This window comes from Micromonospora aurantiaca ATCC 27029 (assembly GCF_000145235.1).
Lineage (GTDB): Bacteria > Actinomycetota > Actinomycetes > Mycobacteriales > Micromonosporaceae > Micromonospora > Micromonospora aurantiaca.
Genome location: NC_014391.1, coordinates 980,674 through 1,003,027, shown reverse-complemented (window position 1 = coordinate 1,003,027; position 22,354 = coordinate 980,674). Strand labels below are relative to the sequence as shown.

Sequence of the window (22,354 nt, the reverse complement as noted above, 5' to 3'; positions counted from 1 at the left end):
CACGCCACATGTGTGCAGCGCCACGCGATCACCGCCCGCCCAGGTCACCGCCCGACGCGCCTGCATCGGCGAGCGCCCGCCGGCACAGCCGGTCGGCCGTACGGGTGGTCTCCGGCAGCCGGTACCGGGGCGTCAGTGCCAGTACCCGCTCCACCGCTTCGTCCAACCCCATCCGGTGCCCGACGCTCACGAAGACCGGCCGGACACCGTCCTGAGTCCGCAGCACCCGCCCGACCACCTCGCCCTCGTCACACAGGTCGGCGCTGTCACCACGCTCGGGACCGGGGCCCGTCCACGAGCCGACGAGCGGCGTCTTGCCCACCCCGATCGTGGGCAGCCCGGTCACCAGGCCCAGATGACAGGCCAGCCCGAACCGGCGCGGGTGCGCCAGCCCGTGGCCGTCACAGACCAACAGCTCCGGACGGGTGGTGAGCCGGTCCAGCGCGGCGAGCAACGCCGGCATCTCGCGGAACGCGAACAGTCCCGGCACGTACGGGAAGGCGGGACGCCCCACGCACACCGCCTCGTCCACCACGTCGAGGGTGGCCGCGTCGAGGACCGTGACGGCCGCTGCGAGCAGGTCACCGTCCTGCGCGTACGCCACGTCCAGCCCGGCCACCGTCGCGGGCGCGGCAGGACCGGGCCCGATCAGGTCCACCCGGGACCGCAACTCCTCCTGTACGCGTCGCGCCTCCGCCACGTCGGCGGGCGGCAGGTGGGGCACGGGCGGGCCGCCGGTGGAGGGCATGGCGTTCCGGGCCGCTGTCAGGAGGCGATGGTGGGGTCGGCGGCCGGGTCACCGGCCTGCTGGAGCTGCTCCTCGAACATCACGAAGGTCCGCCGCCGGACTCCCCGGATCAGCGCCTGCTCCTGCGGCGTCGGGTACCGGCGTTCCTGCTGGAGCGTGTCCTCGATCGCCCGGACGGTTTCGTAGAGAGCGAAGATCGGCCCGTCGCCATTCAGATAGCGGCCTCGCTCGTGTTCAGTGAGTTGTACGAACTCATCCCGCGAGATCTCACTGATCTCGTCACCGCCGGTGAAGAGCACCTTGTCGATGAGATTGTTGGCCTCGCGCCAGCCCCCTGTGTCCTTGGAGAGCCTCCAGCCTGCGACGCCGCCATCGGCCGTGGCTACGAGCTTCAGGGGGGAGCCGAAGTAATCGAAGAACTTCGGCAGCCGCAAGCCCTCTACCTGACTCACCGCGGTGGCTCCTCCCCAAGGCTCTCTTGCACCTTGCTCCAGTAAGCGTCCTGCACTCGCCGGAGGAGTCCGTCCCGAATCGCACGTTCCCCCTGTGTCAACGGCCTGCCCTCGATCTCTGCCGCCGCGCTGAGGTCGCGCCGAACCTCGTACAACGAATGCTCCCACTCTGCGATGTCATCGAGCGACACCAGGTGCAGCCGAAGCTCTCCTACATGGCCGTTCGACATCCGGAGGTTCAGCAGTAGGTCCCGATAACCGCTCGCCTGCGGATTGAGGAAACGATCCTTGATGTGCAGAATCACGACCTCCGGGTCGACTGCTAGACGGCCGAGTGCCTGGTAAACCGCATCGACGCTGTCGAACTGCACTTTGGCGCCGGCCAAGTCCTTGAGCTGGGACGCGTCATTCTCGTACTCACCTTCCAGCTTGTCGAGGACACGCTCTCGGCTCTTGGGCTCGGTCCGCCAGCCGGGCGTGCCGCCGTGTGCAGCCAGCTTGATGGCAAGCCTGTTCAGCTCCTGCTGGGCGACCACCGCATCCGCATACAGCCGGTCAACGTATGCAAGGCGGTAGACCTCATCATGACGTCGCCTTTCATCAAACCCAGGTTGCAGTCTCGACTGACGGCGGGACGCCACCGAATCGACGAGTCGACGCTGCTCGTGAGTGATGGGCGTCGGTTGAGGCGTCAATGGTTCATGCGCTACGACAGCGTCCGCCCCGTACTCGGCTATGTCGTTGATGACCTCGCCGAGTACATCGATGGCCTGCTGGTGGCTGGCCAGGTGATGCAGGGTCAGCGGCCGCGCGGTCAGCGAGTTGGCGAGTTCCGGCGTCGCCAGGATCATCCGGACCAGGTCGGGCCGCTCCGCGAGCTGCCGCACCAGCGTCTCGGCCAGCAACTCCTCGCGTCGCGGCGGCGCCTCCCAGCTCTGGTCGAGCATCCGCTGCACGCGCGGGTCGGCGAACAACCGGGTGAGGTCGGCCGCACCGCTCTCGTCCAGCGCCGGTACGAGCCGCCGCAACGTCGGCACGTCGGCGTGCTGCGCCAGCTCGACGGGCGTCACCCCGGCGGCGAAGGCGTCGTCGAGGTTCCCGCTCTGCGCGAGCGCGTCGCGCACGTAGAGCCCGGCGGCGATCCGGTCGGCGTGCGCCTGCCGGTGGTCCTCGCGTACCCGGTCGGGTTCCGGCTCGACCGGCGGCGCGCTCCCCGGCAGCGGTCCGTCGCCCCGGCGGTAGATGGTGGTGGACTCGCCGAGCAGGTGGACGTGGTTGAAGTCCGGGACGTGGCCGTCTGCGATCGGCGGCGGGGCCGGCGGCCGTGGCGGCGCCGGACGGGGTAGCGGCTCGGGCAGGACGTTGTAGGTGCCGGGCGGGCGGCCGGCGAGCGGCATCGGCCGGCCGTCGGGGCCGAGCACCAGAGCGTCGACGCCGACCACGTTGCTGCGGGCCGGACGGCCGCTGTGGTGGTAGATCGGCCGGTCCGCCACCTCGCCCGTCTGCGGGTCGAGGAAGAGGATCGTGCCGCTCTGGTTCAACGCCACCCACGCGTGCGATCCGCCGCCCTCGAAGCTGGTGATGAGGAACGCGTAACTGCCGTGACCGCCCGACGCGAGCTGCGCGTACAGGTCCCGGTAACCGCCGTCCACCAACAACTGCCGGTCCCGGCCGGTGATCCCGGGCCGATCCGGCCGGCAGAGGTTCTGGAACCGGCCGCCGGTCGTCTGCTCGACCCGCAGCGGTCCGTCCGCCTCGCCGCCCACCGGCCGGTTCACGTCGCCGTGCAGGTAGCCGTCGAACGTACGCGGCGCCGCGACGCGCGGCCGTCCGTGGACCCAGGTCTCGAACAGCGACAGCGTGCAGTCGAGGCAGTTGATCCCCCGGGTGGCGTCGGCCGCCGGTCCGCCGTCGTTCGCGAGGCGGAACCAGCCACCGCGCCGGGGATCGGCGGTACGCGTCACGCTGCCGTCGGGGTTGCGGGGCATCTGCCGTTCGAGGTCGGTCTGGTGCAGCGCGAGCGGAGGCCGGAGTCCTCCCCGGCGGCCGTACGGCCGGGACCTGTCGATCGGCTCGGGGTGTCCGTGACCGGTGAGCGCGGAGTGGTCGGCCGTCTCCACCGCGCCGACGGCCAGGTCCGCCACGTCGTCGTTGATGCGGTAGAAGTCGAGGTCGTCCTCGACCATCACCTCGCGCGGCAGCCGCTGGCCGGCACGGACCGCCTCCACCTCGTCGACGGCTCGGTAGTGCAGGCGTTCTCGCCGCCGGCCCTCCCACACGTGCCTGTCGGCGAGCTCGTGCCGCCCGGCTTGGCGCAGCTCGTGGGCCTGCATGAGGAGCCAACGCGCCGCCTCGTAATGCTGTTCGGCGAGATCACGCAGCTCCCTGATCTGCGCCTCCCGTCTGTTCTCCTCGTGCAAGGCACGCTGGGACTGCAGATAGCCCTGGTAGCGCCGCCGGTCCAGACCCTCCCGATCGGCCTTCAGCCGCGCGGCGCGCTGCTCAGCGGTCTCACGGGGCCACGCCTGGACATGGGGCGGGCCCGGGTGGGGCCCCGGGGAGTCGGTAGGAGTGCGGGGCGGAGCCAAGGACTCCAGCAGCGGAAAACGGGGGTTCGGCCCCGGCCGGGGCTCGGGCCCGATGGTCGACGCTCCCGGGTGCGGCCCCGTCTGCGGGCTGACCGGTGAGACCGGAGGCGGTCCCGCCTGACCTCCATTGCTGACGGGGGCGGCGCGGTCCGCCGTTGGTGGCGCCGCGATCTGCGGGTGGTTGGCGGGCGGTGCAGGGAGTGTCGCCGGTGCGGCTGCCGCCTGAATCGGGTTGGTCGAGGACGGCGTGGGGTGGTCGACCGGCGTCGCCACCGGAACCGCGCCGCTGTGGACTCCGGGCGCGGTTGACGGGGGCGTGGCGACGGGCGCTTCCGTGATCACCGAGGACAACGTGGGGCTCGTGGTGACCGTCGGACGTGCCACGTCGTGCGGGACGACATCGTTGTGCGGCGGCGTCGTCGTGGGATCCGGCGCCGGAAGCGGCAGGTCCACGGCGAGCGGGTGCGGACCGGTGGCTTGGGGCGTGACGTGTGTGGGTGTCACGGGAACGGCGCCGGCGATCGTGTCGCTGCCCTGCACGACCGGCTCGGCGACCCGCTGGGCCGGGATCAGCCCGACGGGATCGGCGGCGATCGGCACGTCCAGGCTGACCGGGGACACCGTCAACCCGCTCAGCTGCCCGTCGAGGCGGCGTTGCAGTGCCGTGTCCGCCTGGTTGGTGGCGGAACCGGTGGCGCCGGAGGCAGCCGCGCGCGCCAGATCCTCCAGCGACGGCCCCTGGCCGGTCGCCAGACCCGCCGCGGTCTCGGCGAGCGTCTCCCCGGCCATCTCCCGCCCGAACCGCTCGCCGATCTCCGCGAACCGCCCGTTGGCGTGCCGGCCCAGCCCGGCCAATGGCGCGACCGCGCCGCCGGCGAATCCGCCGAGAGCCGACGTGCTCACGTCGGTCAGGTCGAGGCCGTCCCGCCGGCCGGTGGAGTTCTGGTACGCCTGCGTGCCGAGGCTGGTGCCCGCCTCCTGACCGGCCTCCAGCAGACCGCCGATCGCGGCCCGTCGAGCCAGCGTGCGGGCACCGGACCTGGCCACCTCCTTGGCAGCGCGTTCGCCCGCCTCTTTGAGGCCCTGCTTGACCGCCTTGCGGGCGAGCTGGGCCACCAGCCGCTTGAAGATCTGCTGCACCACGACCCGCGTGGCGGTGATCGCAGCGGCCGCCGCCGGTGAGGCGGCGCCCAGGGTGAGCACTGTGGCGACCGCCAGGGACAGCAACTCGACGACCAGGATGCCCAGCTCGATCCAGGCTTCCAGCTTCGCGCCCTCGATGTCGCAGCCGCAGGAGTCCACCAGACGTGCCAGCTCGTCTGTGGCCGCGACCAGGACGTGCAGTGGAGCGTCCTGGCCTTCGGCGAGCTTGTGCCACGCCGTGTCGAACGCGCCGGCGACCAGGCCGACTCCCCCGTACCCGCTCTTGACCTCGCCGGCAGCGGTGATCGCGTCGTCGCGCGGACGGGCAAGGACGCCTGCTACGCCGTACCACTGGTCGGCCAGGTCCCAGACGGCGCGCTCGTTGCCCTCCGGCCATTCGACGCCGACCACCCAGTCGAGCGCCTCGTAGATCCAGCCGGGCAGGTCCCACGGGCAGAAGTCGAGCGGGTGCGGGATCGGGCTGGGCAGCATGCTCACGCGCGGGTCCTCCGGTGGTCAGCGCCGGGGCCGATGGGGGTTGTGCCCTTGCTGCGGGATCTTCCCGAGGTCACGGGCGTTGCTCAGGTCCGTCTCCACGGTGGCCGCGACCGAGCGGACGACGTCCGACCCGAGCACCTCCAGCGACCGGCCGAGAAGCTCCCACGCGCGCAGCAGCGTCTCGGCGTAGCCCTGGTAGTGCTTGTCGAACGCGGCGCCGATGTCGTCGCGGCCCCAGGGCCGCTGCGCGCTCGCGTGGGCGATCGGCTCGCCCGTCTCCCGCCGGGCCGCGCTCACCGCCCGCCCCGACAGCGCCAGGTCAGCCCCGCCGCGCCGGGCCCGGTCCGGGTCCAGCCAGATCTCTCCCCCGGCCACCTGTCACTCGCCGCGGGCCAGCACGGAGTCAGCCCGGCCGAGCAGCGCGCCGAAGTCATGGGTACGCAGGAATTCGACCGAAGGGGAGCCCGGCGGCAGGTATCCGGAGACCAGTTCGCGGGTGGCGGCGCTCGCCGCGGTGGAGGCGCGCAGCACGGTCTCGGTGATCTTCCGGCTCAACGCACGGGCGTCCCGGTCCTGGAACGCCGCCGGGCTCACCTCGACGCTGATCAGCTCGCCTCGCGCGCCGACGACGGCGGTCACCTGACCGTCGTCGGAGCGTTCGGTGACCCGCAACTCGGCCAGCTTGGTCTGGAGATCGTCCAGACCGGACCGCAAGCGCTGGTATTGGCCGTACACCTCGTCGAATCGCGCGCGCAGTGCACGGTTCGCATCCCGGTCCGCACTCTCGGCCACCGTCGCTCCCCTTCCGTCACCGTGGGTAGGGCCGACCATACCGGGTGCCACGAAATCCGTGGGGTCCGGTAATTTCAGGTGGTGATCGAGCGACAGCAGGCCGAGCAGATCGCCTCGGTGTGGGCCCGGCGGGACTCCGACCGCCTCGGTTTTCCCTGCACGCCGGAGGTCGAGGAGTTCGACCTGGGCTACGTGGTGAGTTCCGTCGTGTCCACCGAGGCCCGGGCGCTCCCCGGCGACCTGCCGACCACTGTGATCGACAAGGAGACCGGCGAGGTGTCCACGTGGCCACGGGTGCCGGCCGCGGCGGTCGAGCGGATGTACCGGCAGCGGCGTCCGGCCGAACCGCGCCCGCCGCGTACCGTCGACCCGGCCGCCCAACTGCTGCGTGAGCTGACCCGCCTGCCCACGCCCGGCGCGGCGGCGCACCTCACGCTCGACGGCCGGCAGCACGTCGCGCAGGGCGCGAAGGGCGCGATCGAGGTACGCCACCATCCGCTGGTGCAGTCCTATCTGGACGAACTACCGGCGGGGCATCTGGTACGCGGCGGGGAACGGCACGCCGAGATGATCGTCGTCTCCGATGCGCTCTACGAGCACGACCACCGCCGAGCCGCCGAGGGTCTGCCGCCGTTGTCCATCGAGGACGCGCGCGACCTGCTCGCCAGTAGCCGAATCGAGGTCTATCGCAGTCGTGAGCCTGGCGACCCCCAGGGCGGACAAGCGGATCTTCCCTGCGACTCGTGCGTCCGGTTCCTGGTGCGGTTCGCGGTACTGCCGTGGTCCGACCTCGCCTTCGTGGAGGAATGGCGCCCGGAGCCGCGCGAGGTCATTCAACCCGGGCGGTTTCCTGACGACGTCGCCCACGCCCTCATGGACGGCGGCTGGCAGATCAGCATGTTCAACGAGGCACTCGCGATGGGCGCGATGACCGAGACGAAGGCGGTCGCGGGGCAGCATCACCGGCACGAGGCGTTCCCCGCCGCCGAGGCGGCGCTCACCGCGTTCCCGGCCGTCCTGAGCCGACGGCGCGGGCCCGGCGAGCAGGTCTGGATCAGCCGGTTCACTACGAATCCGCTGCGGGCCGCCCACACCGCCGACTCCCTCGCCGACTTCGCCGCCGTCCTGGGCGCCCGTCTCTTCCCGCTCGGCAGCGAACGTCAGGAGAGCATCCTCGCGATCGACGAGCACGGCCGGATCTTCGCCCTCGACCAGGCCGGCGAGTGGTTCCTCGGCGCCGACATCGACGCCGCCCTCACCACCCTGCTGCTCGGCCGCGCCCCCGCCCGGGTCCGCGACGACGGCACCTGGTGAGCGGCGGGCGAGCGGTCAGAGGGCCACGCCGGTCAGCACCGTGACCCGCGGCTCGGTGTAGTCGTCCATCGCGCTGCGCAGCCCTTCCCGCCCGACCCCGGAGCCCTTCATCCCGCCGTACGGCATCTGGTCGGCCCGGTACGACGGCACGTCCCCGACGATCACGCCACCGACCTCCAGCGTGCGGGCGGCGTCGAACGCCACGTCGAGCCGGTGGGTGAAGACGCCGGCCTGGAGGCCGTACGCCGAGTCGTTGACGGCGGCGAACGCGGCCCGGTCGTTCACGACCGGGGCGACCACCAGCACCGGTCCGAACACCTCTTCGGCGCACACCTTCGCGTCGGTCGGCACGCCGCTGAGCACAGTGGGCGGGTAGGTGGCGCCGTCGCGCCGCCCGCCGGTCTCGATGACGGCGCCGGCGGCGACCGCCTCGTCCACCCAGGTCTCGACGCGCTGCGCCGCCTCGACCGACACCAGCGGGCCGACGTCGGTCAGCTCGGAGCGCGGGTCGCCGGTGCGCAGCGCCTGCACCGCCGCGACGAGCCGGGGCAGGAAGCCGTCGTAGAGCCATTCGTGCACGTAGACCCGCTGCACGGCGATGCACGACTGCCCGGCCTGGTAGTTGGAGAACGTGGCGATGCGGTGCGCGGCGAAGGTCAGGTCCTCGTCCGCCGCCCAGTCCTCGCAGATGACCGCCGCCGCGTTGCCGCCGAGTTCCAGCGTGACGTGCTTGTCCGGCGCGGCCCGGCGGATGGCCGCGCCGACCGGTCCGGAGCCGGTGAACGACACCACCGGTAGCCGCGGGTCGGTGACCAGTTCGGCGGCGCGCTCGTTCGGCAGCGGCAGCACCGAGAACATGCCCTCGGGCAGGTCGGTCTCGGCCAGGATCTCGCCGAGCAGCAGCGCGGTGAGAGGGGTGGCCGGGGCGGGCTTGACCACGATCGGGGTGCCGACGGCGAGCGCCGGGGCGACCTTGTGGGCGACCAGGTTGAGCGGGAAGTTGAACGGCGTGATGCCGAGCACCGGGCCGCGCGGCACGCGCCGGACCAGGGCGATCCGCCCGGTGGCGGCGGGGTCGGTGTCGAGCCGTTGCAGCTCGCCGGAGAAGCGGCGGGCCTCCTCGGCGGCCCACCGGAACGTGGAGATCGCGCGCCCGACCTCGGCCTTCGCCCATTTGACCGGCTTGCCGTTCTCGGCGGTGATCAGCGCGGCGACCTCGTCGGCCCGCTCGGCGAGCCGGCGGGAGACGTGGTCCAGGGCGGCCGCGCGGGCGTGCGCGGGCAGGGCCGCGGCCTCCGCGGCCACCCGGGCGGCGCCCGCGACTGCGGCTTCGAGCTGGTCGGCCGTGGCGAGCGTGGTACGCCCCACCGGCTGCCCGTCGTACGGGTGGGTGACTGTCAGCTCGTCCTCGCCGTGGGCGGGGCGACCGGCGACGTAGAAGGCTCTCGGCTCCACGACCGGCAGCCTAGACCACAGACGCCCACGCGGAAACAGTTGCTCAAACCCTTGTCTGCCTCGGATTTAGTAGCCAAGATGGCAGTCAGATTGCGATAACCTCCGCTGACCCTCTCCCCGGCCACCCTCTCGGAGACTTCTGATGAGCGACCAGCAGCAGCTGCGCAACTTCGTCAACGGCGAGTACGTCGACCCGGTGGACGGCGGCTACGCCGACCTGATCGACCCGTGCACCGGCGAGGTCTTCGCCCAGGCCCCGGTCTCCGGCGCGGCGGATGTGGACGCGGCGATGAAGGCCGCCTCCGCCGCGTTCGAGACCTGGCGGGACGCCACACCGGCCGAGCGGCAGCGGGCGCTGCTGAAGTTCGCCGACGCGGTGGAGTCGCGGGCCGCCGAGCTGGTCGACGCGGAGGTCCGCAACACCGGTAAGCCCCGGCAGCTCACCGCCGACGAGGAACTGCCGCCCGCGGTGGACGAGCTGCGCTTCTTCGCCGGGGCGGCGCGCCTGCTGGAGGGGCGCTCGGCCGGCGAGTACATGGCCGGGCACACCTCGTACGTGCGGCGCGAGCCGATCGGCGTCTGCGCCCAGGTGACGCCGTGGAACTACCCGCTGATGATGGCGGTCTGGAAGATCGCCCCGGCGCTCGCGGCCGGCAACGCGGTGGTGCTGAAGCCGTCGGACACCACGCCGGTGTCGACGCTGCTGCTGGCCGAGATCGCCGCCGAGCACCTGCCCCCGGGTGTGTTCAACGTGGTCTGCGGCGACCGCGACACCGGCCGTACGCTGGTCTCCCACCCGACCCCGCAGCTCGTGTCGATCACCGGCTCGACCCGCGCGGGCATGGAGGTGGCCGCCGCGGCGGCGCCGGACCTGAAGCGGACCCACCTGGAGCTGGGCGGCAAGGCCCCGGTGGTGATCTTCGACGACGCGGACGTGGCGGCGGCGGCCGAGGCGATCGCGATGGGCGGCTACTTCAACGCCGGTCAGGACTGCACGGCGGCGACCCGCGTGCTCACCGGTCCGGGCATCCACGAGGATTTCGTGGCCGCGCTGACCGAGCAGGCCCGCAACACCCGCACCGGCGCGCCGGACGACGCGGACGTGCTCTACGGCCCGCTGAACAACGCCAACCAGCTCGCCCGGGTCAGCGGCTTCGTGGACCGGCTGCCGGACCACGCGAACGTCACCACCGGCGGTGCCCGGGTCGGCGAGCGTGGCTTCTTCTACGCCCCGACAGTGGTCTCCGGCGTCCGCCAGGCCGACGAGATCATCCAGGACGAGGTGTTCGGGCCGGTCATCACCGTGCAGCGCTTCTCCGACGAGGACGAGGCGGTGCGCTGGGCCAACGGCGTGGACTACGGCCTGTCCGCCTCGGTGTGGACGCGCGACCACGGCCGGGCCATGCGGATGACCCGGCGGCTGGACTTCGGGTGCGTCTGGGTGAACACGCACATCCCGTTCGTCTCGGAGATGCCGCACGGCGGCTTCAAGCACTCCGGCCACGGCAAGGACCTGTCGGTCTACAGCCTGGAGGACTACACCCGGGTCAAGCACGTCATGCACAACATCGAGGGCTGATCCCGGTGGCCACGAGCGAGGAGTTGCACAAGCGCCGGGTCGAGGCGGTGGCGCGGGGCGTGGGCAGCACGATCCCCGCGTACGTGGACCGGGCGGGCGGCGGCACGATCACCGACGTGGACGGCCGGGAGTGGATCGACTTCGCGGCCGGCATCGCCGTCACCAACGTGGGCAACTCCGCGCCGCGCGTGGTCGAGGCGGTACGCGCGCAGGTCGAACGCTTCACCCACACCTGCTTCATGGTCGCGCCGTACGAGTCGTACGTGGCGGTCTGCGAGCAGCTCAACGCGCTGACGCCGGGTGGCTTCGGGAAGCGGTCGGCGTTGTTCAACTCCGGCGCCGAGGCGGTGGAGAACGCGGTGAAGATCGCCCGGCACGCGACCGGGCGGCCCGCTGTGGTGGTGTTCGACCACGCGTACCACGGCCGGACCAACCTGACCATGGCGCTGACCGCGAAGAACATGCCGTACAAGCACCGGTTCGGGCCGTTCGCCGGTGAGGTCTACCGGGTGCCGATGTCGTACCCGCTGCGCGACGGCGGGCTCGACGGCGCCACCGCGGCGGCCCGGTCGATCGAGATGATCGAGAAGCAGGTGGGCGCGGAGAACGTGGCGGCGCTGCTGATCGAGCCGATCCAGGGCGAGGGCGGTTTCGTCGTACCCGCTCAGGGTTTCCTGCCGGCGCTGCGCGAGTGGGCGACGGCGGCCGGGGTGGTGTTCGTCGCCGACGAGATCCAGACCGGTTTCTGCCGCACCGGCGACTGGTTCGCCTGCGAGCACGAGGGCGTCGAGCCGGACCTGATCACGCTGGCGAAGGGCATCGCGGGCGGCCTGCCGCTGGCGGCTGTGACCGGCCGGGCGGACCTGATGGACGCGGTGCACGTCGGCGGCCTCGGCGGCACGTACGGCGGAAACCCGATCGCCTGCGCCGCCGCGCTCGCGTCGATGGAGACGATGCGGGAGCTGGACCTGGCCGCGGCCGCGCGCCGGATCGGCGCGGTGATGGGTGAGCGGCTGCGCACGATCGCCGCCGGTGACCCGCGCGTGGCAGAGGTACGCGGCCGGGGCGCGATGCTCGCGATGGAGATCGTGGTGCCGGGCACGCTGACCCCGGACCCGGCCGCCACGGCGGCGATCTCGGCGGCCTGCCACGCGGCCGGGCTACTCACCCTGACCTGCGGCACCTACGGCAACGTGCTGCGGTTCCTGCCTCCGCTCGTCATCTCCGACGACGAGCTGGGCCGGGGACTCGACATCCTGGCGGCCGCCTTCGGCTGACCCCGGACGTGGGACACCATGGGCCCGATCTCCCCCAGGACCGGCCCATGGTGTTCCGCCCGGAGGATCAGCGGAGCAGCTCCACAGTGTTGCGCCGGACCAGGTTCTTGCCGGGTTCCCGGATCGCGTCCATGGCCGCCGTGTTCAGCAGCACGCAACTACCAGACGGCCCGGTCACCGTCACGGTCACCACCTTGTTGTTGTCCAGGTTCGTCACCCGCAGCCGGGTGCCGAGCGGGAACTGGCCGCTGGTGGCTGCGGGCGCCCCGCCCTCGGCGAAGAACGTGAGCGCGCCGGAGCAGACGCTGCCGCCGATCGGCTGCGCCGCGCCCGGCCGGGTCTCACCCGGCTGCGCACCGGGCGCCGGGGCGGCGGCGCCGTCGAGGCGTTCCACCACGTTGCGGCGGACGACGTTCTTGCCCGGCTCGCGTACCAGGTCCATGGCGGCGGCGTTCAGCAGCACGCAGCTCCCGGACGGCCCGGTCACCGTCACCGTGGCCACCTTGCGGTTGTCCAGGTTCGTCACCCGCAGCCGGGTGCCCACCGGGAACCTGTCACTTGTCGCGGCCGGTGGTCCGCCCTCGGCCGAGAAGGTCACCGACCCGGCGCAGACCGACCGCCCGACCGGCGCGGTGTCCGCGAAACCCAGTCCGGTGCCCACCGAGACCGCCACAGTGGCGGTCACCGCCACAGTCGCCGCCATCACGTGCTTGCGCTGCACCCTCACGTTCTCTCCCGTCGTCGCTGTCGTTCGACGCGTGGTACGGACGGGAGGGCCGGACCGTTCACCCGGATGCGCGGGCTACAGCGGACCGTAGCGGGTGTGTGGCGCTCCGGTCATCAGCGCCCAGTACCTGTCGCCGTAGGACCAGTGCCACCACTCCGTCGGGTAGTTCACCAGCCCCGCGCCGCTCAGCGCCGCCACCAGCACGTTCCGGTTGCGCCCCACGCGCTGACCGGGATGTGCCGGGCCGCGGTGAAGCAGGCGTCGGCGCTCTCCTCCGGGGTGGCGTCGAGCGCTGTGCCCATGTCCAACTCCACCCCGTCGGCGTCACACAGCGTGAGGTCGACTGCTCCGCCGGTGCTGTGCGGGGCCACAGCGACCGGCGAGACGAACTTGGTGGTCTCCCGGTGCAACCGGTCCGCCGGCCAGTCCGGGTGGCGCCGCCGCAACTCGTCCCGGTAGCCGGTGAAGATGTCGAGCTGCGCCCGGTACGGCCGGTACCCCTCGACCACGAGCAGGCGCAGCCCGGCCGGCAGCGCGCGCTGCGCGGCCAGCAACCGGTCCGCGACCCCGAGCCGCACCCGGGCGTACGCCCCGGCGGGGTCGGCGGCCCGCCCGTCCACCCGCAGCCCGGGCACCTCGCGCAGGTCCACCAGGGGTTCGCCGTCGTCCCGGCTGGACACCGCGGCGACCCGGGGGTCGGAGAGCAGGATCACGGCGTACCCCCGGGGTGTTCGCGCGACGGCCGGGCCGCGTGCCTGGTGAAGGCGAGCGCGACGAGCCGGTCCACCACCTCGGGGTACGCGACGCCGGACTCGGCCCACACCTTCGGGTACATCGAGTGGGCGGTGAAGCCCGGCAGCGTGTTCAGCTCGTTGACGAACAGGTCGCTGGTGGTCTCGTCGTAGAGGAAGTCGACACGGGCCAGGCCCCAGCCGCCGATCGCGGTGAACGCCCGCACCGACAGCTCGCGGATCCGCTCGGTGACCTCGTCCGGCAGCGGCGCCGGGACGATCATCGGGTCGGCGTCGCCGAAGTACTTCTGCCGGTAGTCGAACCAGCCGCCCGCGACCCGGACCTCGCCGACCGCCGACGCCTCCGGCTGCCAGCCGCCGAGCACGCCGCACTCCAGTTCCCGGCCGGTCACGCCCTGCTCGACGAGCACCACGTGGTCGTGCCGGAACGCCTCCTCCACGGCGGCGACCAGGTCGTCGCCGTCGGCCACCCGGGAGATCCCGATCGAAGAGCCCATCCGGGCCGGCTTGACGAACAGCGGCCCGCGCAGCCCGACCACCAGCTTCTCCGGGTCGGACGCGGCCCGCCAGGTCGGTTCGTCGAACCAGACGTACGGCGTGGTCGGCACGTCCTCGGCCCGCAGCGCCCGCTTCATCGCCACCTTGTCCATGCCGACTGCGGAGGCGAGGATGCCGCACCCGACGTACGGCACGCCCAGTGACTCCAGCAGCCCCTGCACCACGCCGTCCTCGCCGTACGGGCCGTGCAGCACCGGGAACACCACGTCCAGTTCGGCGTGCACAGTCGCGGGGGCGTCGGCCGCGCCGACCGCGACGGTGCCGGTTGTCGTTCCGCGTCGCAGCTCGACCGCCGGACCGGTGACCGGCAGCCGGTCGTCGATCGCCCGCCCGGCCGTCACGGTGCCGAGGTGCTGCGCGAGCACCGGTTCGGGCAGCAGCCGGATCCCGCCGGTACGGGTGATGCCGAGCGCCACCACCCGGTGCCCCTGCTCGGCCAGGGCCCGGGCCACGCCGAGCGCCGAGGCGCAGGAGACCTCGTGTTCCGCCGACGGGCCTCCGAACACGACACCGATCCGCACTGTCTCTCTCATGCCGCCGCTCCCACTGTCATCCGGTCGCCCGCCAGCCGGGCCACCAGGTCCGCTTCCACGTTTCCGCCGGTCAGCACCACGCCGACAGTCATCTGCCGCCTGCCCTCGGGTGGCCACGGCGCCCCGCCCCCGGGACGGGCGACGCCGCCCGCGCCGGTCGCCTCGCCGAGGCGCAAGGCGCCGGCCAGCGCGGCCGCGCCGGACGGCTCGACGAGCACCTTCAGGTCCAGCAGGAGCAGCCGGAACGCCTCGGCGATCGCGTCGTCGTCGACACGGACCACCCCGCGTACGCGGTTGCGGGCCACCGCGAACGGCAGGTCGCCGACGCAGCCGGGACGCAGACCGTCGGCCAGGCTCGGCGCCGGGGCGACAGGTGTGGGCCGTCCGGCGGCCAGGCTGCGCGCCAGCGAGTCGCAGCCGAGCGGCTCCACGCCGTACACCTCGATCGGGGTTCCGGCCGCCGCCAGACAGGCACCGGCGATGCCGCCGCCCCCGCCCACCGGCACCACGAGCGCGTCCAGCGGTGTGCCGCGTCGCGCCGCCTCCTCGATCAGTTCCAGGCTCGCGCTGCCCTGACCGGCCACCACGTCCGGGTGGTCGTACGCGTCGACCAGCGGATGGCCCTCCACCTCGGCGATCCGCCGGGCGACTGCGAGGCGCTCCTCCACTGTGGTGCCGGCCCGGACCACCCGGGCCCCGGCGGCCCGCGCCCGGTCCACCTTCACCGGCGCGGCGTCCTCCGGCAGCACGACGGTCGCGGCCAGCCCGTGCCGCCGCGCGGCGAGCGCCACCGCGACGGCGTGGTTGCCGGTGCTCTGCGCGACAACGCCGGTGTGCCCGGCGGCGGCGAGCCGGCCGACCGCCAGCATCGCGCCGCGCATCTTGTACGAGCCGCCGTCCTGGAGGTTCTCCGCCTTGAGCAGGATCCGGGCGCCGGCCAGGCGATCGATCGCCGGGCTGTGCAGCACCGGGGTACGCACCACCCGGCCGGACAGCACGCGGGCGGCCTCCTCGACATGTGTTCGGTCCGGCAGTACCGGCGCGTCGATTCGGGGCATGGTCTCTCCTTCGGGATTCGAGTGGGCGCGGCGGCGCGGCAGGTCGAACAGCCAGTGCGCGCCGAGCGCGGTGAGGCAGCGGTGCGCGGCGAGGCTCAGTGCCAGCACGAGCGCGGTGAGCAGGACCGGGTAGACGGTCACCAGCAGCGCCCGGGCCGGCCCGGGCAGGCCGGCCACCGGTGCGGCGAGGAGCCGGTCCAGCAGCGCCAGCACCGGCATGTGGATCACGTAGACACCAAGCGTGCGGCGGCCGAGCCGGGCCAGCGCCGGACCGGCCAGGCGGTGCCGGGCCAGCCGGGCGGCGGCGGTCAGCCCGAACGCCACAGCGATCACGGAGACGAGCAGGTACACGCCGGGCCACCTCTGCGCGCCGGCCAGCGCCATGGCGGCCAGCCCGATCGCGTACGCCGCGCCGCTGCCGGCTAGCCGCCGGGTGCTGGTGCCGTCCGCCCACCGCGTGAGGTACGGCCGCAGGTGCACGCCGGCCAGGAAGAACACCAGGTTCTGGTAGACCTGCCCCCGGTTCCCGGGGCTGTCCAGCAGCCCGGTCGCCGCCACCGCGGACAGCGCGCCCGCAGCGGTCAGCAGCACCGCCGGGTGCACCCGGCGCAGCGCCTTCGCGATCGCGAAATAGAGCGCCAGCGCGTACAGGTACCACAAATTCGAGGGCGTCACGGTGAGCTGGGCCAGCAGCTCACCACTGTCGGTGGCCCGGTCGGTCGGGAAGTCCGGTGCCGACGCCAGCAGCGCGGTGTGGATGAGCAGCCAGATCGCGTAGAGGTAGAGGTTGCGCGCGATCCGGGGCCGCCCGGCCACCCGCCACGGGCGGGCCACCGCGTTCGCCGCGAAGATGCCGGAGAGCGCGAAGAACAACGGCATCCGCAGCGGCAGCAACTGCTCGCCGAGCAGCCCCCACGCACCCGGCACCGGCAGGCCGACCCGCCAGTCGACGCGCAGGTAGTCCTTGACGACGACGTGCCACAGCACCACGAGCACGATGCAGGCGCCCTTCGCCACGTCGGCCCAGAGCACCCGGCCGTCGGGCGGCGCGTTCCCCTCGGTACGGGTCGGCACTGCGGTCTCCTCTCCGGCCGTCTGCGGGTGGGAGGCGGCGCCGCCGGTCCCGTCCTCGGGCAGGTGTCATCGCGGGACGCCGCGACGGCGGCTCCCGGAGTCGTGTGTGGGGTGGTCAGCCCACGGGGGGCAGGTGGACGTCGACCCGCAGGCCGCCGTCCGGCCCCGGACGCGCGGCGATGATGCCGCCGTGCGCCTGGGTGATGGAGCGGGCGATGGCCAGGCCGAGCCCGGCGCCGCCGCCCTGGTTGGTCCGGTCCCGGGCGAGACGCCGGAACGGTTCGAACAGCCCGTCGACCGCCTCGGCGGGGACGCTCTGCCCGCTGTTCATGACGGTCAGCGCGGGGTCGCCGCCGACCGTGACGACGAGCCGGCCGCCCTCGCGGTTGTACTTGATGCCGTTCTCCACCAGGTTCGTAACCAGGCGTTCCAGCAGTACCCGCTCGCCGGTCACGATCCGGGGCGACAGCTGGGCCTCCACCGTCACGCCGGCCTCGGCGGCCCGGTCGGCGTACGCGGCCAGCACGCCGCTGACGATCTGTTCGAGGCGTTGCGGGGTGGAGGACCGCAGGCCCTGGTCGCTCTCGCTGAGCGCGAGCAGCCCTTCGATCAGCCGCTCGTTGCGTTCGTTCGTGGCGAGCAGTTGGGCGGTCAGCAGTTCCAGTTGCTCGCCGGTGAGCGACTGGGCCATGCCGACCTCGATCAGGGTGCGTTGCACCGCGAGCGGCGTACGCAGTTCGTGCGAGGCGTTCGCGGCGAACCGCCGCTGTCCCTCGTATCCGGCGGTGACCCGGTCCAGCATGCCGTCGATCGCGCGGCCGAGCCCGGCCAGCTCGTCCCGGCCGCCGCGCCGGATCCGGTAGCCGAGGTTCTGCGGCCCCAGGTTCGCGATCGGGGCGGCCAGGTCGTGCACCGGGCGCAGGCACCAGCGGGCAGCGCCCCACACCGCGAACCCGATGGCCACCAGCACCAGCAGTTCGATGAGCATGGGCAGCAGCGGGACGAACGGGCGGCCCGGCTCGCACACCGCGCCGATCGTGGCCAGGCCGCAGAACCGCTCGGCCTGCCCCCACACCATTTCGAGCAGCGACTTGACCAGGTTGGGCAGCATGAACCCGGCGAGCAGGGCGAGCACCCCGACCAGCAGGATGCGGCGGCGGGGGCTCACTCCGGCTCGCCGATCCGGTAGCCGGCCTTCGGCACCGTGTGGATGACGGACGGCTGGCCGAGCTTCTTGCGCAGGGTCATCACCGTCACCCGGACCGCGTTGGTGAACGGGTCGGCGAACTCGTCCCACGCCTGTTCCAGCAGCTCCTCGGCGCTCACCACCCGGCCACCGGCCCGCATCAGCACGTGCAGGACGGCGAACTCCTTCGGGCTCAGCCCGAGCGGGCTGCCGTCCCGGGTCGCGGAGTGCCGGGCCACGTCGAGCACCACACCCTGCTGCTCCAGCACCGGCGGGAGGGCCGGGGTGGACCGGCGGCCCAGCGCCTGCACCCGCGCCACCAGCTCGGCGAACGCGAACGGCTTGGTCAGGTAGTCGTCGGCGCCGAGCCCGAGGCCGGCGACCCGGTCCCGGATGCCGGCGGCGGCGGTGAGCAGCAGCACGCGGGTGCCGGCGTCCGACCCGGCCAGGCTCCGGCACACGTCGTCGCCGGTGGCGCCGGGCATGTCCCGGTCCAGCACCGCCACGTCGTACCGGTTGACCCCGATCCGTTCCAGCGCGCCGTCCCCGTCGTAGCAGACGTCGACAGCCATGGAGAACCGTCGCAACCCCTCGGCGACCGTGTCCGCCAAGAGCCGCTCGTCGTCCGCCACCAGCACCCGCACCGTTGCGCTCCCCCGTGTCTTCCCTCGTCGTCCGGCACACCTTCGCAGGCCGGAGTTAAGGGTTCCGTAAGCGTCCGCAGCAGCCATCCTCCACGCGGGCCACGCTGCGACAACCGGCGTGGGGCCGTCTGGGCCGTTCGTCCGGTACGCGGGCGGCGCGAGCACCGCTCAAGTGACCCGGATCACGCATTGGCGCTCGGGGGTGAGGTGGGTCACGATGGGTGGAAGGAGGCGCTGGTGGCTGACCCGTGGCTCGCCCTGGAGTTCGGCGCGGATCCGGTGGAGCGGATCGCGCAGATCGGTGCCGCCCACGAGGCGTTCCTCGCCGCCGGCACCACCTCCGGCCGGGTCCGGGAGGTGGTGGCCCGATCCTGGGAGCGGTCCGCGCTGCTCGACCCGGAGACCACCGCGCCGGTCGACCTCGCCGACGACGCGCTGGAGACGTACCGCGCCGCGCACCCGCTGGCCCGGGTGATGCCGCTGTTCCGCGACCTGCTCGGCGGCATCGCGCAGGACGGCGCGCACCTGATGGCGGTCTGCGACGCCGCCGGGCGGCTGCTCTGGGTGGAGGGCCATCCCGGGGTGCTGCGGCACGCCGAGCGGATGAACTTCGTACCGGGAGCCCGCTGGGACGAGGCCCACGCCGGCACGAACGCCCCCGGCACCGCCCTCGCCGTCGACCACGGCGTGCAGATCTTCGCCACCGAGCACTTCGTCCGGCCCGTGCAGCGCTGGACCTGCGCCGCCGCGCCGATCCACGACCCGGCCAGCGGCGCGCTGCTCGGCGCCGTCGACATCACCGGCGGGGACCACCTGGCCAACCCGCAGAGCCTCGCCCTGGTCCGGGCCACCGCCCGGGCCGCCGAGGCGTTCCTGGCCGGCGCCGCGCCCGCCGCGCCGGACGTGGCGTACGTGTCGGCGCTCGGACGTGACGAGGCGGAGTTGCGCGTCGGCGGCCGGCGCATCCGGCTCGGCCGGCGGCACAGCGAGCTGCTGGTGCTGCTGGTCGACCATCCCGAGGGGCGCACCGGGGAACAGCTCGGCCTCGACCTGTACGGCGACGACAGGCGGCACCCGGTCACGCTGCGCGCCGAGCTGTCCCGGCTGCGCCGCGTGCTCGGCGAGGAACTGCTCGACTCCCGCCCGTACCGGCTGCGGCCGGCCGTGCGCGCCGACTTCCGTACCGTCACCGAACTGCTGGAACGTGGCGATCCGGCGGCGGCGCTGCGCGCGTACCCCGGGCCCCTGCTGCCCCTGTCGGACGCGCCGGGAGTCGCGCGACTGCGCCGCCTGGTCGACGGCCAGTTGCGCGCCGCCGTGCTGGCCGGCGCCGACCCGGGGCTGCTCGCGGCCTGGACCGCGACGGCGGCCGGATCCGACGACCTGGCCGCCTGGCAGGCCCTGGCCCGGGCGTTGCCGCCGGGCGCGCCCCGCCGGCCGCTCGCTGTCGCGCGGGCCCGCCAGCTCGCCGAGGAGTACGCGCTGCCGCGCGCAACGTTCCTGCAACGTCCCGGAAACTAGCCTGCCCGCCATCCACCCCAGACGGACGGCGGAGGTACCCATGACGCGCTACGACGCCCCCACCCACTGGCAGTCCCGCTACGACCACTACATCGGCGGCGAGTACGTGAAGCCGCACGGTGGGAAGTACTTCGAGAACCCGACCCCGGTGACCGGGCAGACCTTCTGCGAGGTGGCCCGGGGCACCGCCGAGGACGTGGAGAAGGCGCTCGACGCGGCGCACGGCGCGGCCGACGCGTGGGGCCGCACGTCGGTCGCCGAACGCTCGCTGATCCTCAACCGGATCGCCGACCGCATGCAGGACAACCTGGAGTCCCTCGCGATCGCCGAGACGTGGGAGAACGGCAAGCCCGTACGCGAGACGCTCGCCGCCGACCTCCCGCTCGCGATCGACCACTTCCGCTACTTCGCCGGCGCGATCCGGGCGCAGGAGGGCTCGCTCGGCGAACTCGACGACGACACAGTCGCCTACCACTTCCACGAGCCGCTCGGCGTGGTCGGGCAGATCATCCCGTGGAACTTCCCGATCCTCATGGCGGTGTGGAAGCTCGCCCCGGCGCTGGCCGCCGGCAACGCGGTGGTGCTCAAGCCGGCCGAGCAGACACCCGCCTCGATCCACTACCTGCTCTCGCTGATCGGCGACCTGCTGCCGCCGGGCGTGGTGAACGTGGTGAACGGCTTCGGCGTCGAGGCGGGCAAGCCGCTCGCGTCCTCGCCGCGGGTGGCGAAGGTGGCGTTCACCGGCGAGACCACCACCGGGCGGCTGATCATGCAGTACGCCAGCGAGAACATCAGGCCGGTCACGCTGGAGCTGGGCGGCAAGAGCCCGAACATCTTCTTCGACGACGTCAGCGCCGCCTCCGACGACTTCCTGGACAAGGCGCTCGAAGGCTTCACCATGTTCGCCCTGAACCAGGGCGAGGTGTGCACCTGCCCGTCGCGGGCGCTCATCCAGCAGGGCCACTACGCCGACTTCCTGGCCGCCGCCGTGGACCGGACCCGGCAGATCACGCAGGGGCACCCGCTGGACACCGACACGATGGTCGGCGCGCAGGCGTCCAACGACCAACTGGAAAAGATCCTGTCCTACCTGGACATCGGGCGGCAGGAGGGCGCTCGTGTCCTCACCGGCGGTGAGCGGGCCGACCTCGGCGGCGAGCTGTCCGGCGGCTACTACGTCCAGCCGACCATCTTCGAGGGCGACAACTCGATGCGGATCTTCCAGGAGGAGATCTTCGGCCCGGTCGTGTCGGTGACCTCCTTCGCCGACCTGGACGACGCCGTGAAGATCGCCAACGACACGCTGTACGGGCTCGGCGCGGGCGTGTGGACCCGGGACCTGAACACCGCGTACCGGGCCGGACGGGCGATCCAGGCCGGCCGGGTGTGGACGAACTGCTACCACGCGTACCCGGCGCACGCGGCGTTCGGCGGCTACAAGCAGTCCGGCATCGGCCGGGAGAACCACAAGATGATGCTGGAGCACTACCAGCAGACCAAGAACCTGCTGGTCAGCTACTCGCCGAAGAAGCTGGGCTTCTTCTGATGGGCGACACCGTGACCCTGACCCCCGCGGCGGCCGACCTGATCCGGTCGCTGCGGGGGCAGCACGGCCCGCTGATGTTCCACCAGTCCGGCGGCTGCTGCGACGGCAGCGCCCCGATGTGCTACCCGGCCGGTGAGTTCCGCACCGGCGGCTCGGACGTGCTGCTCGCCTCGCTGGCTGTCGACGGGGTGCCCGAGCCGGTGGAGTTCTGGATGTCGAAGGCCCAGTGGGAGCTGTGGCGGCACACCCGGCTCACCGTCGACGTGGTGCCCGGCCGGGGCAGCGGGTTCTCCCTGGAGGCCCCGGAGGGCGTCCGCTTCCTCATCCGGTCCCATCTGAACCGCTGATCTGTCCGAGATCTTGCAGCTCGCGGGCATCGCGGCGGTGGGATGCTGACGCCGTCCACTTCGGAGTACGCGTCCCACCACCGCCCGACAGGAGACCGCGCATGAACCCGGTCCGACAGCCAGTGCTCGCCGCCGGCCTCACCGCCCTGGCCACCGCCGCCACGCTCGGGCTCGCGCCGGGCGCCGCCGTCGCCGCCCCGGCCGCCTCCCCCAGCATCTCCGTCAACTGGTTCGGCGCCGCCGACGTACGGGCGCACACCGCCACCGTCGGCGGCCGGTTCGACTGCGGGGCCGAGCGCGGCCTCGCGTACATCGAGGTGCACCTGGAGCAGCGGGTACGGCGCGGTTCGGTCACCGGCTTCGGATTCGGCGTGATCGGCGCGTGCACCGACGACCGCACCGCCGGCACCTGGACCGCGACCATCCCCGCCGACCAGGGCAGATTCCGCCCCGGCCCCGCCACCACCATCGCCCGCCTGGTGATCGAGCCCAACTCCCTCACCGAAACCACCGAACGCGTACGCCTGCGCCCCCACTGCGCCCGCCCCTGACCGCATCGGCG

At 72.9% G+C, this 22,354-nt stretch carries 20 protein-coding genes; 7 read left to right on the top strand and 13 right to left on the bottom strand.

Annotated elements, in window-relative coordinates; all coding sequences use genetic code 11:
* Nucleotides 1–28: 28 nt before the first annotated feature.
* From nfi to MICAU_RS04930, 5 genes are read right to left on the bottom strand one after another with little or no spacing between them, the layout of a single operon-like run.
* Nucleotides 29–748 (bottom strand): deoxyribonuclease V, encoded by a 720-nt coding sequence (gene nfi / locus MICAU_RS04950; RefSeq protein ID WP_013284193.1) that lies wholly within the window; start codon nt 746–748, stop codon nt 29–31.
* A 17-nt stretch (nt 749–765) separates the two neighbouring features.
* Nucleotides 766–1,200: a hypothetical protein gene (locus MICAU_RS04945; protein WP_013284192.1), complete on the bottom strand. Its 435-nt coding sequence runs from the start codon at nt 1,198–1,200 to the stop codon at nt 766–768.
* A complete protein-coding gene (locus MICAU_RS04940) occupies nt 1,197–5,423 on the bottom strand; it encodes a toxin glutamine deamidase domain-containing protein (protein ID WP_244879770.1) in 4,227 nt (1,408 codons plus the stop codon). Before MICAU_RS04940 ends, MICAU_RS04945 begins: the two co-directional genes overlap by 4 nt.
* A 24-nt stretch (nt 5,424–5,447) precedes the next feature.
* The gene (locus MICAU_RS04935) at nt 5,448–5,804 is read right to left on the bottom strand and encodes a hypothetical protein (RefSeq protein WP_013284190.1); all 357 of its coding nucleotides are present in this window, start codon (nt 5,802–5,804) and stop codon (nt 5,448–5,450) included.
* Between the two features lie 3 nt (nt 5,805–5,807).
* Entirely contained in the window at nt 5,808–6,221 is a 414-nt protein-coding gene (locus MICAU_RS04930; RefSeq protein ID WP_013284189.1) for a YbaB/EbfC family nucleoid-associated protein, read from the bottom strand.
* A 78-nt stretch (nt 6,222–6,299) separates the two neighbouring features.
* Here MICAU_RS04930 and MICAU_RS04925 point away from each other — a divergent pair, with 78 nt between their 5' ends.
* Complete coding sequence (locus tag MICAU_RS04925; protein WP_013284188.1) at nt 6,300–7,535, top strand: SUKH-3 domain-containing protein; 1,236 nt, start codon at nt 6,300–6,302, stop codon at nt 7,533–7,535.
* Between the two features lie 15 nt (nt 7,536–7,550).
* On the opposite strand, the gene MICAU_RS04920 is transcribed toward MICAU_RS04925, so the two are convergent.
* The gene (locus MICAU_RS04920; protein WP_013284187.1) at nt 7,551–8,990 is read right to left on the bottom strand and encodes an aldehyde dehydrogenase family protein; all 1,440 of its coding nucleotides are present in this window, start codon (nt 8,988–8,990) and stop codon (nt 7,551–7,553) included.
* Between the two features lie 142 nt (nt 8,991–9,132).
* On the opposite strand from MICAU_RS04920, the gene MICAU_RS04915 reads away from it, so the two are divergent.
* Nucleotides 9,133–10,569, top strand: a complete 1,437-nt coding sequence (locus MICAU_RS04915) for a gamma-aminobutyraldehyde dehydrogenase (protein WP_013284186.1) — start codon at nt 9,133–9,135, stop codon at nt 10,567–10,569.
* Nucleotides 10,570–10,574: 5 nt separating this feature from the next.
* Nucleotides 10,575–11,846, top strand: coding sequence for a 4-aminobutyrate--2-oxoglutarate transaminase (gene gabT / locus MICAU_RS04910; protein ID WP_013284185.1), 1,272 nt, complete (start codon nt 10,575–10,577; stop codon nt 11,844–11,846).
* A 67-nt stretch (nt 11,847–11,913) separates the two neighbouring features.
* Here gabT and MICAU_RS04905 read toward each other — a convergent pair whose 3' ends face one another.
* The 7 genes from MICAU_RS04905 to MICAU_RS04880 all read right to left on the bottom strand — a co-directional run bounded on the left by MICAU_RS04905 (nt 11,914) and on the right by MICAU_RS04880 (nt 18,378).
* Entirely contained in the window at nt 11,914–12,573 is a 660-nt protein-coding gene (locus MICAU_RS04905; RefSeq protein ID WP_013284184.1) for an RlpA-like double-psi beta-barrel domain-containing protein, read from the bottom strand.
* A gap of 75 nt (nt 12,574–12,648) precedes the next feature.
* On the bottom strand, nt 12,649–12,795 hold the full coding sequence (locus MICAU_RS33370) for a M15 family metallopeptidase (protein WP_280512923.1): 147 nt from the start codon (nt 12,793–12,795) through the stop codon (nt 12,649–12,651).
* The gene (locus tag MICAU_RS33365) at nt 12,759–13,286 is read right to left on the bottom strand and encodes a M15 family metallopeptidase (RefSeq protein WP_280512922.1); all 528 of its coding nucleotides are present in this window, start codon (nt 13,284–13,286) and stop codon (nt 12,759–12,761) included. Before MICAU_RS33365 ends, MICAU_RS33370 begins: the two co-directional genes overlap by 37 nt.
* The gene (locus MICAU_RS04895; RefSeq protein ID WP_013284183.1) at nt 13,283–14,416 is read right to left on the bottom strand and encodes a D-alanine--D-alanine ligase family protein; all 1,134 of its coding nucleotides are present in this window, start codon (nt 14,414–14,416) and stop codon (nt 13,283–13,285) included. The genes MICAU_RS33365 and MICAU_RS04895 overlap by 4 nt, the downstream gene beginning before the upstream one ends.
* Nucleotides 14,413–16,548, bottom strand: coding sequence for a pyridoxal-phosphate dependent enzyme (locus MICAU_RS04890; protein ID WP_013284182.1), 2,136 nt, complete (start codon nt 16,546–16,548; stop codon nt 14,413–14,415). The genes MICAU_RS04895 and MICAU_RS04890 overlap by 4 nt, the downstream gene beginning before the upstream one ends.
* A gap of 115 nt (nt 16,549–16,663) precedes the next feature.
* Nucleotides 16,664–17,716: a sensor histidine kinase gene (locus tag MICAU_RS04885; protein ID WP_013284181.1), complete on the bottom strand. Its 1,053-nt coding sequence runs from the start codon at nt 17,714–17,716 to the stop codon at nt 16,664–16,666.
* Nucleotides 17,713–18,378 (bottom strand): response regulator transcription factor, encoded by a 666-nt coding sequence (locus MICAU_RS04880; protein ID WP_013284180.1) that lies wholly within the window; start codon nt 18,376–18,378, stop codon nt 17,713–17,715. The genes MICAU_RS04885 and MICAU_RS04880 overlap by 4 nt, the downstream gene beginning before the upstream one ends.
* A gap of 237 nt (nt 18,379–18,615) precedes the next feature.
* Between MICAU_RS04880 and MICAU_RS04875 the strand changes: the two genes are divergently transcribed.
* From MICAU_RS04875 to MICAU_RS04860, 4 genes are all read left to right on the top strand, one after another.
* Nucleotides 18,616–19,899, top strand: a complete 1,284-nt coding sequence (locus MICAU_RS04875) for a sigma-54-dependent transcriptional regulator family protein (protein WP_013284179.1) — start codon at nt 18,616–18,618, stop codon at nt 19,897–19,899.
* A 40-nt stretch (nt 19,900–19,939) separates the two neighbouring features.
* Nucleotides 19,940–21,445: an aldehyde dehydrogenase gene (adh, locus tag MICAU_RS04870; protein WP_013284178.1), complete on the top strand. Its 1,506-nt coding sequence runs from the start codon at nt 19,940–19,942 to the stop codon at nt 21,443–21,445.
* Nucleotides 21,445–21,792, top strand: a complete 348-nt coding sequence (locus tag MICAU_RS04865; protein WP_013284177.1) for a DUF779 domain-containing protein — start codon at nt 21,445–21,447, stop codon at nt 21,790–21,792. The genes adh and MICAU_RS04865 overlap by 1 nt, the downstream gene beginning before the upstream one ends.
* 101 nt (nt 21,793–21,893) lie before the next feature.
* On the top strand, nt 21,894–22,343 hold the full coding sequence (locus MICAU_RS04860; RefSeq protein WP_013284176.1) for a hypothetical protein: 450 nt from the start codon (nt 21,894–21,896) through the stop codon (nt 22,341–22,343).
* Nucleotides 22,344–22,354 lie beyond the last annotated feature (11 nt).

Coding starts and splice junctions, on each gene's coding strand:
- nfi (WP_013284193.1), bottom strand. CDS start 748: ATGCCCTCCACCGGCGGCCCGCCCGTGCCCCACCTGCCGCCCGCCGAC.
- MICAU_RS04940 (WP_244879770.1), bottom strand. CDS start 5,423: ATGCTGCCCAGCCCGATCCCGCACCCGCTCGACTTCTGCCCGTGGGAC.
- MICAU_RS04915 (WP_013284186.1), top strand. CDS start 9,133: ATGAGCGACCAGCAGCAGCTGCGCAACTTCGTCAACGGCGAGTACGTC.
- MICAU_RS04895 (WP_013284183.1), bottom strand. CDS start 14,416: ATGAGAGAGACAGTGCGGATCGGTGTCGTGTTCGGAGGCCCGTCGGCG.
- adh (WP_013284178.1), top strand. CDS start 19,940: ATGACGCGCTACGACGCCCCCACCCACTGGCAGTCCCGCTACGACCAC.
- MICAU_RS04865 (WP_013284177.1), top strand. CDS start 21,445: ATGGGCGACACCGTGACCCTGACCCCCGCGGCGGCCGACCTGATCCGG.
- MICAU_RS04860 (WP_013284176.1), top strand. CDS start 21,894: ATGAACCCGGTCCGACAGCCAGTGCTCGCCGCCGGCCTCACCGCCCTG.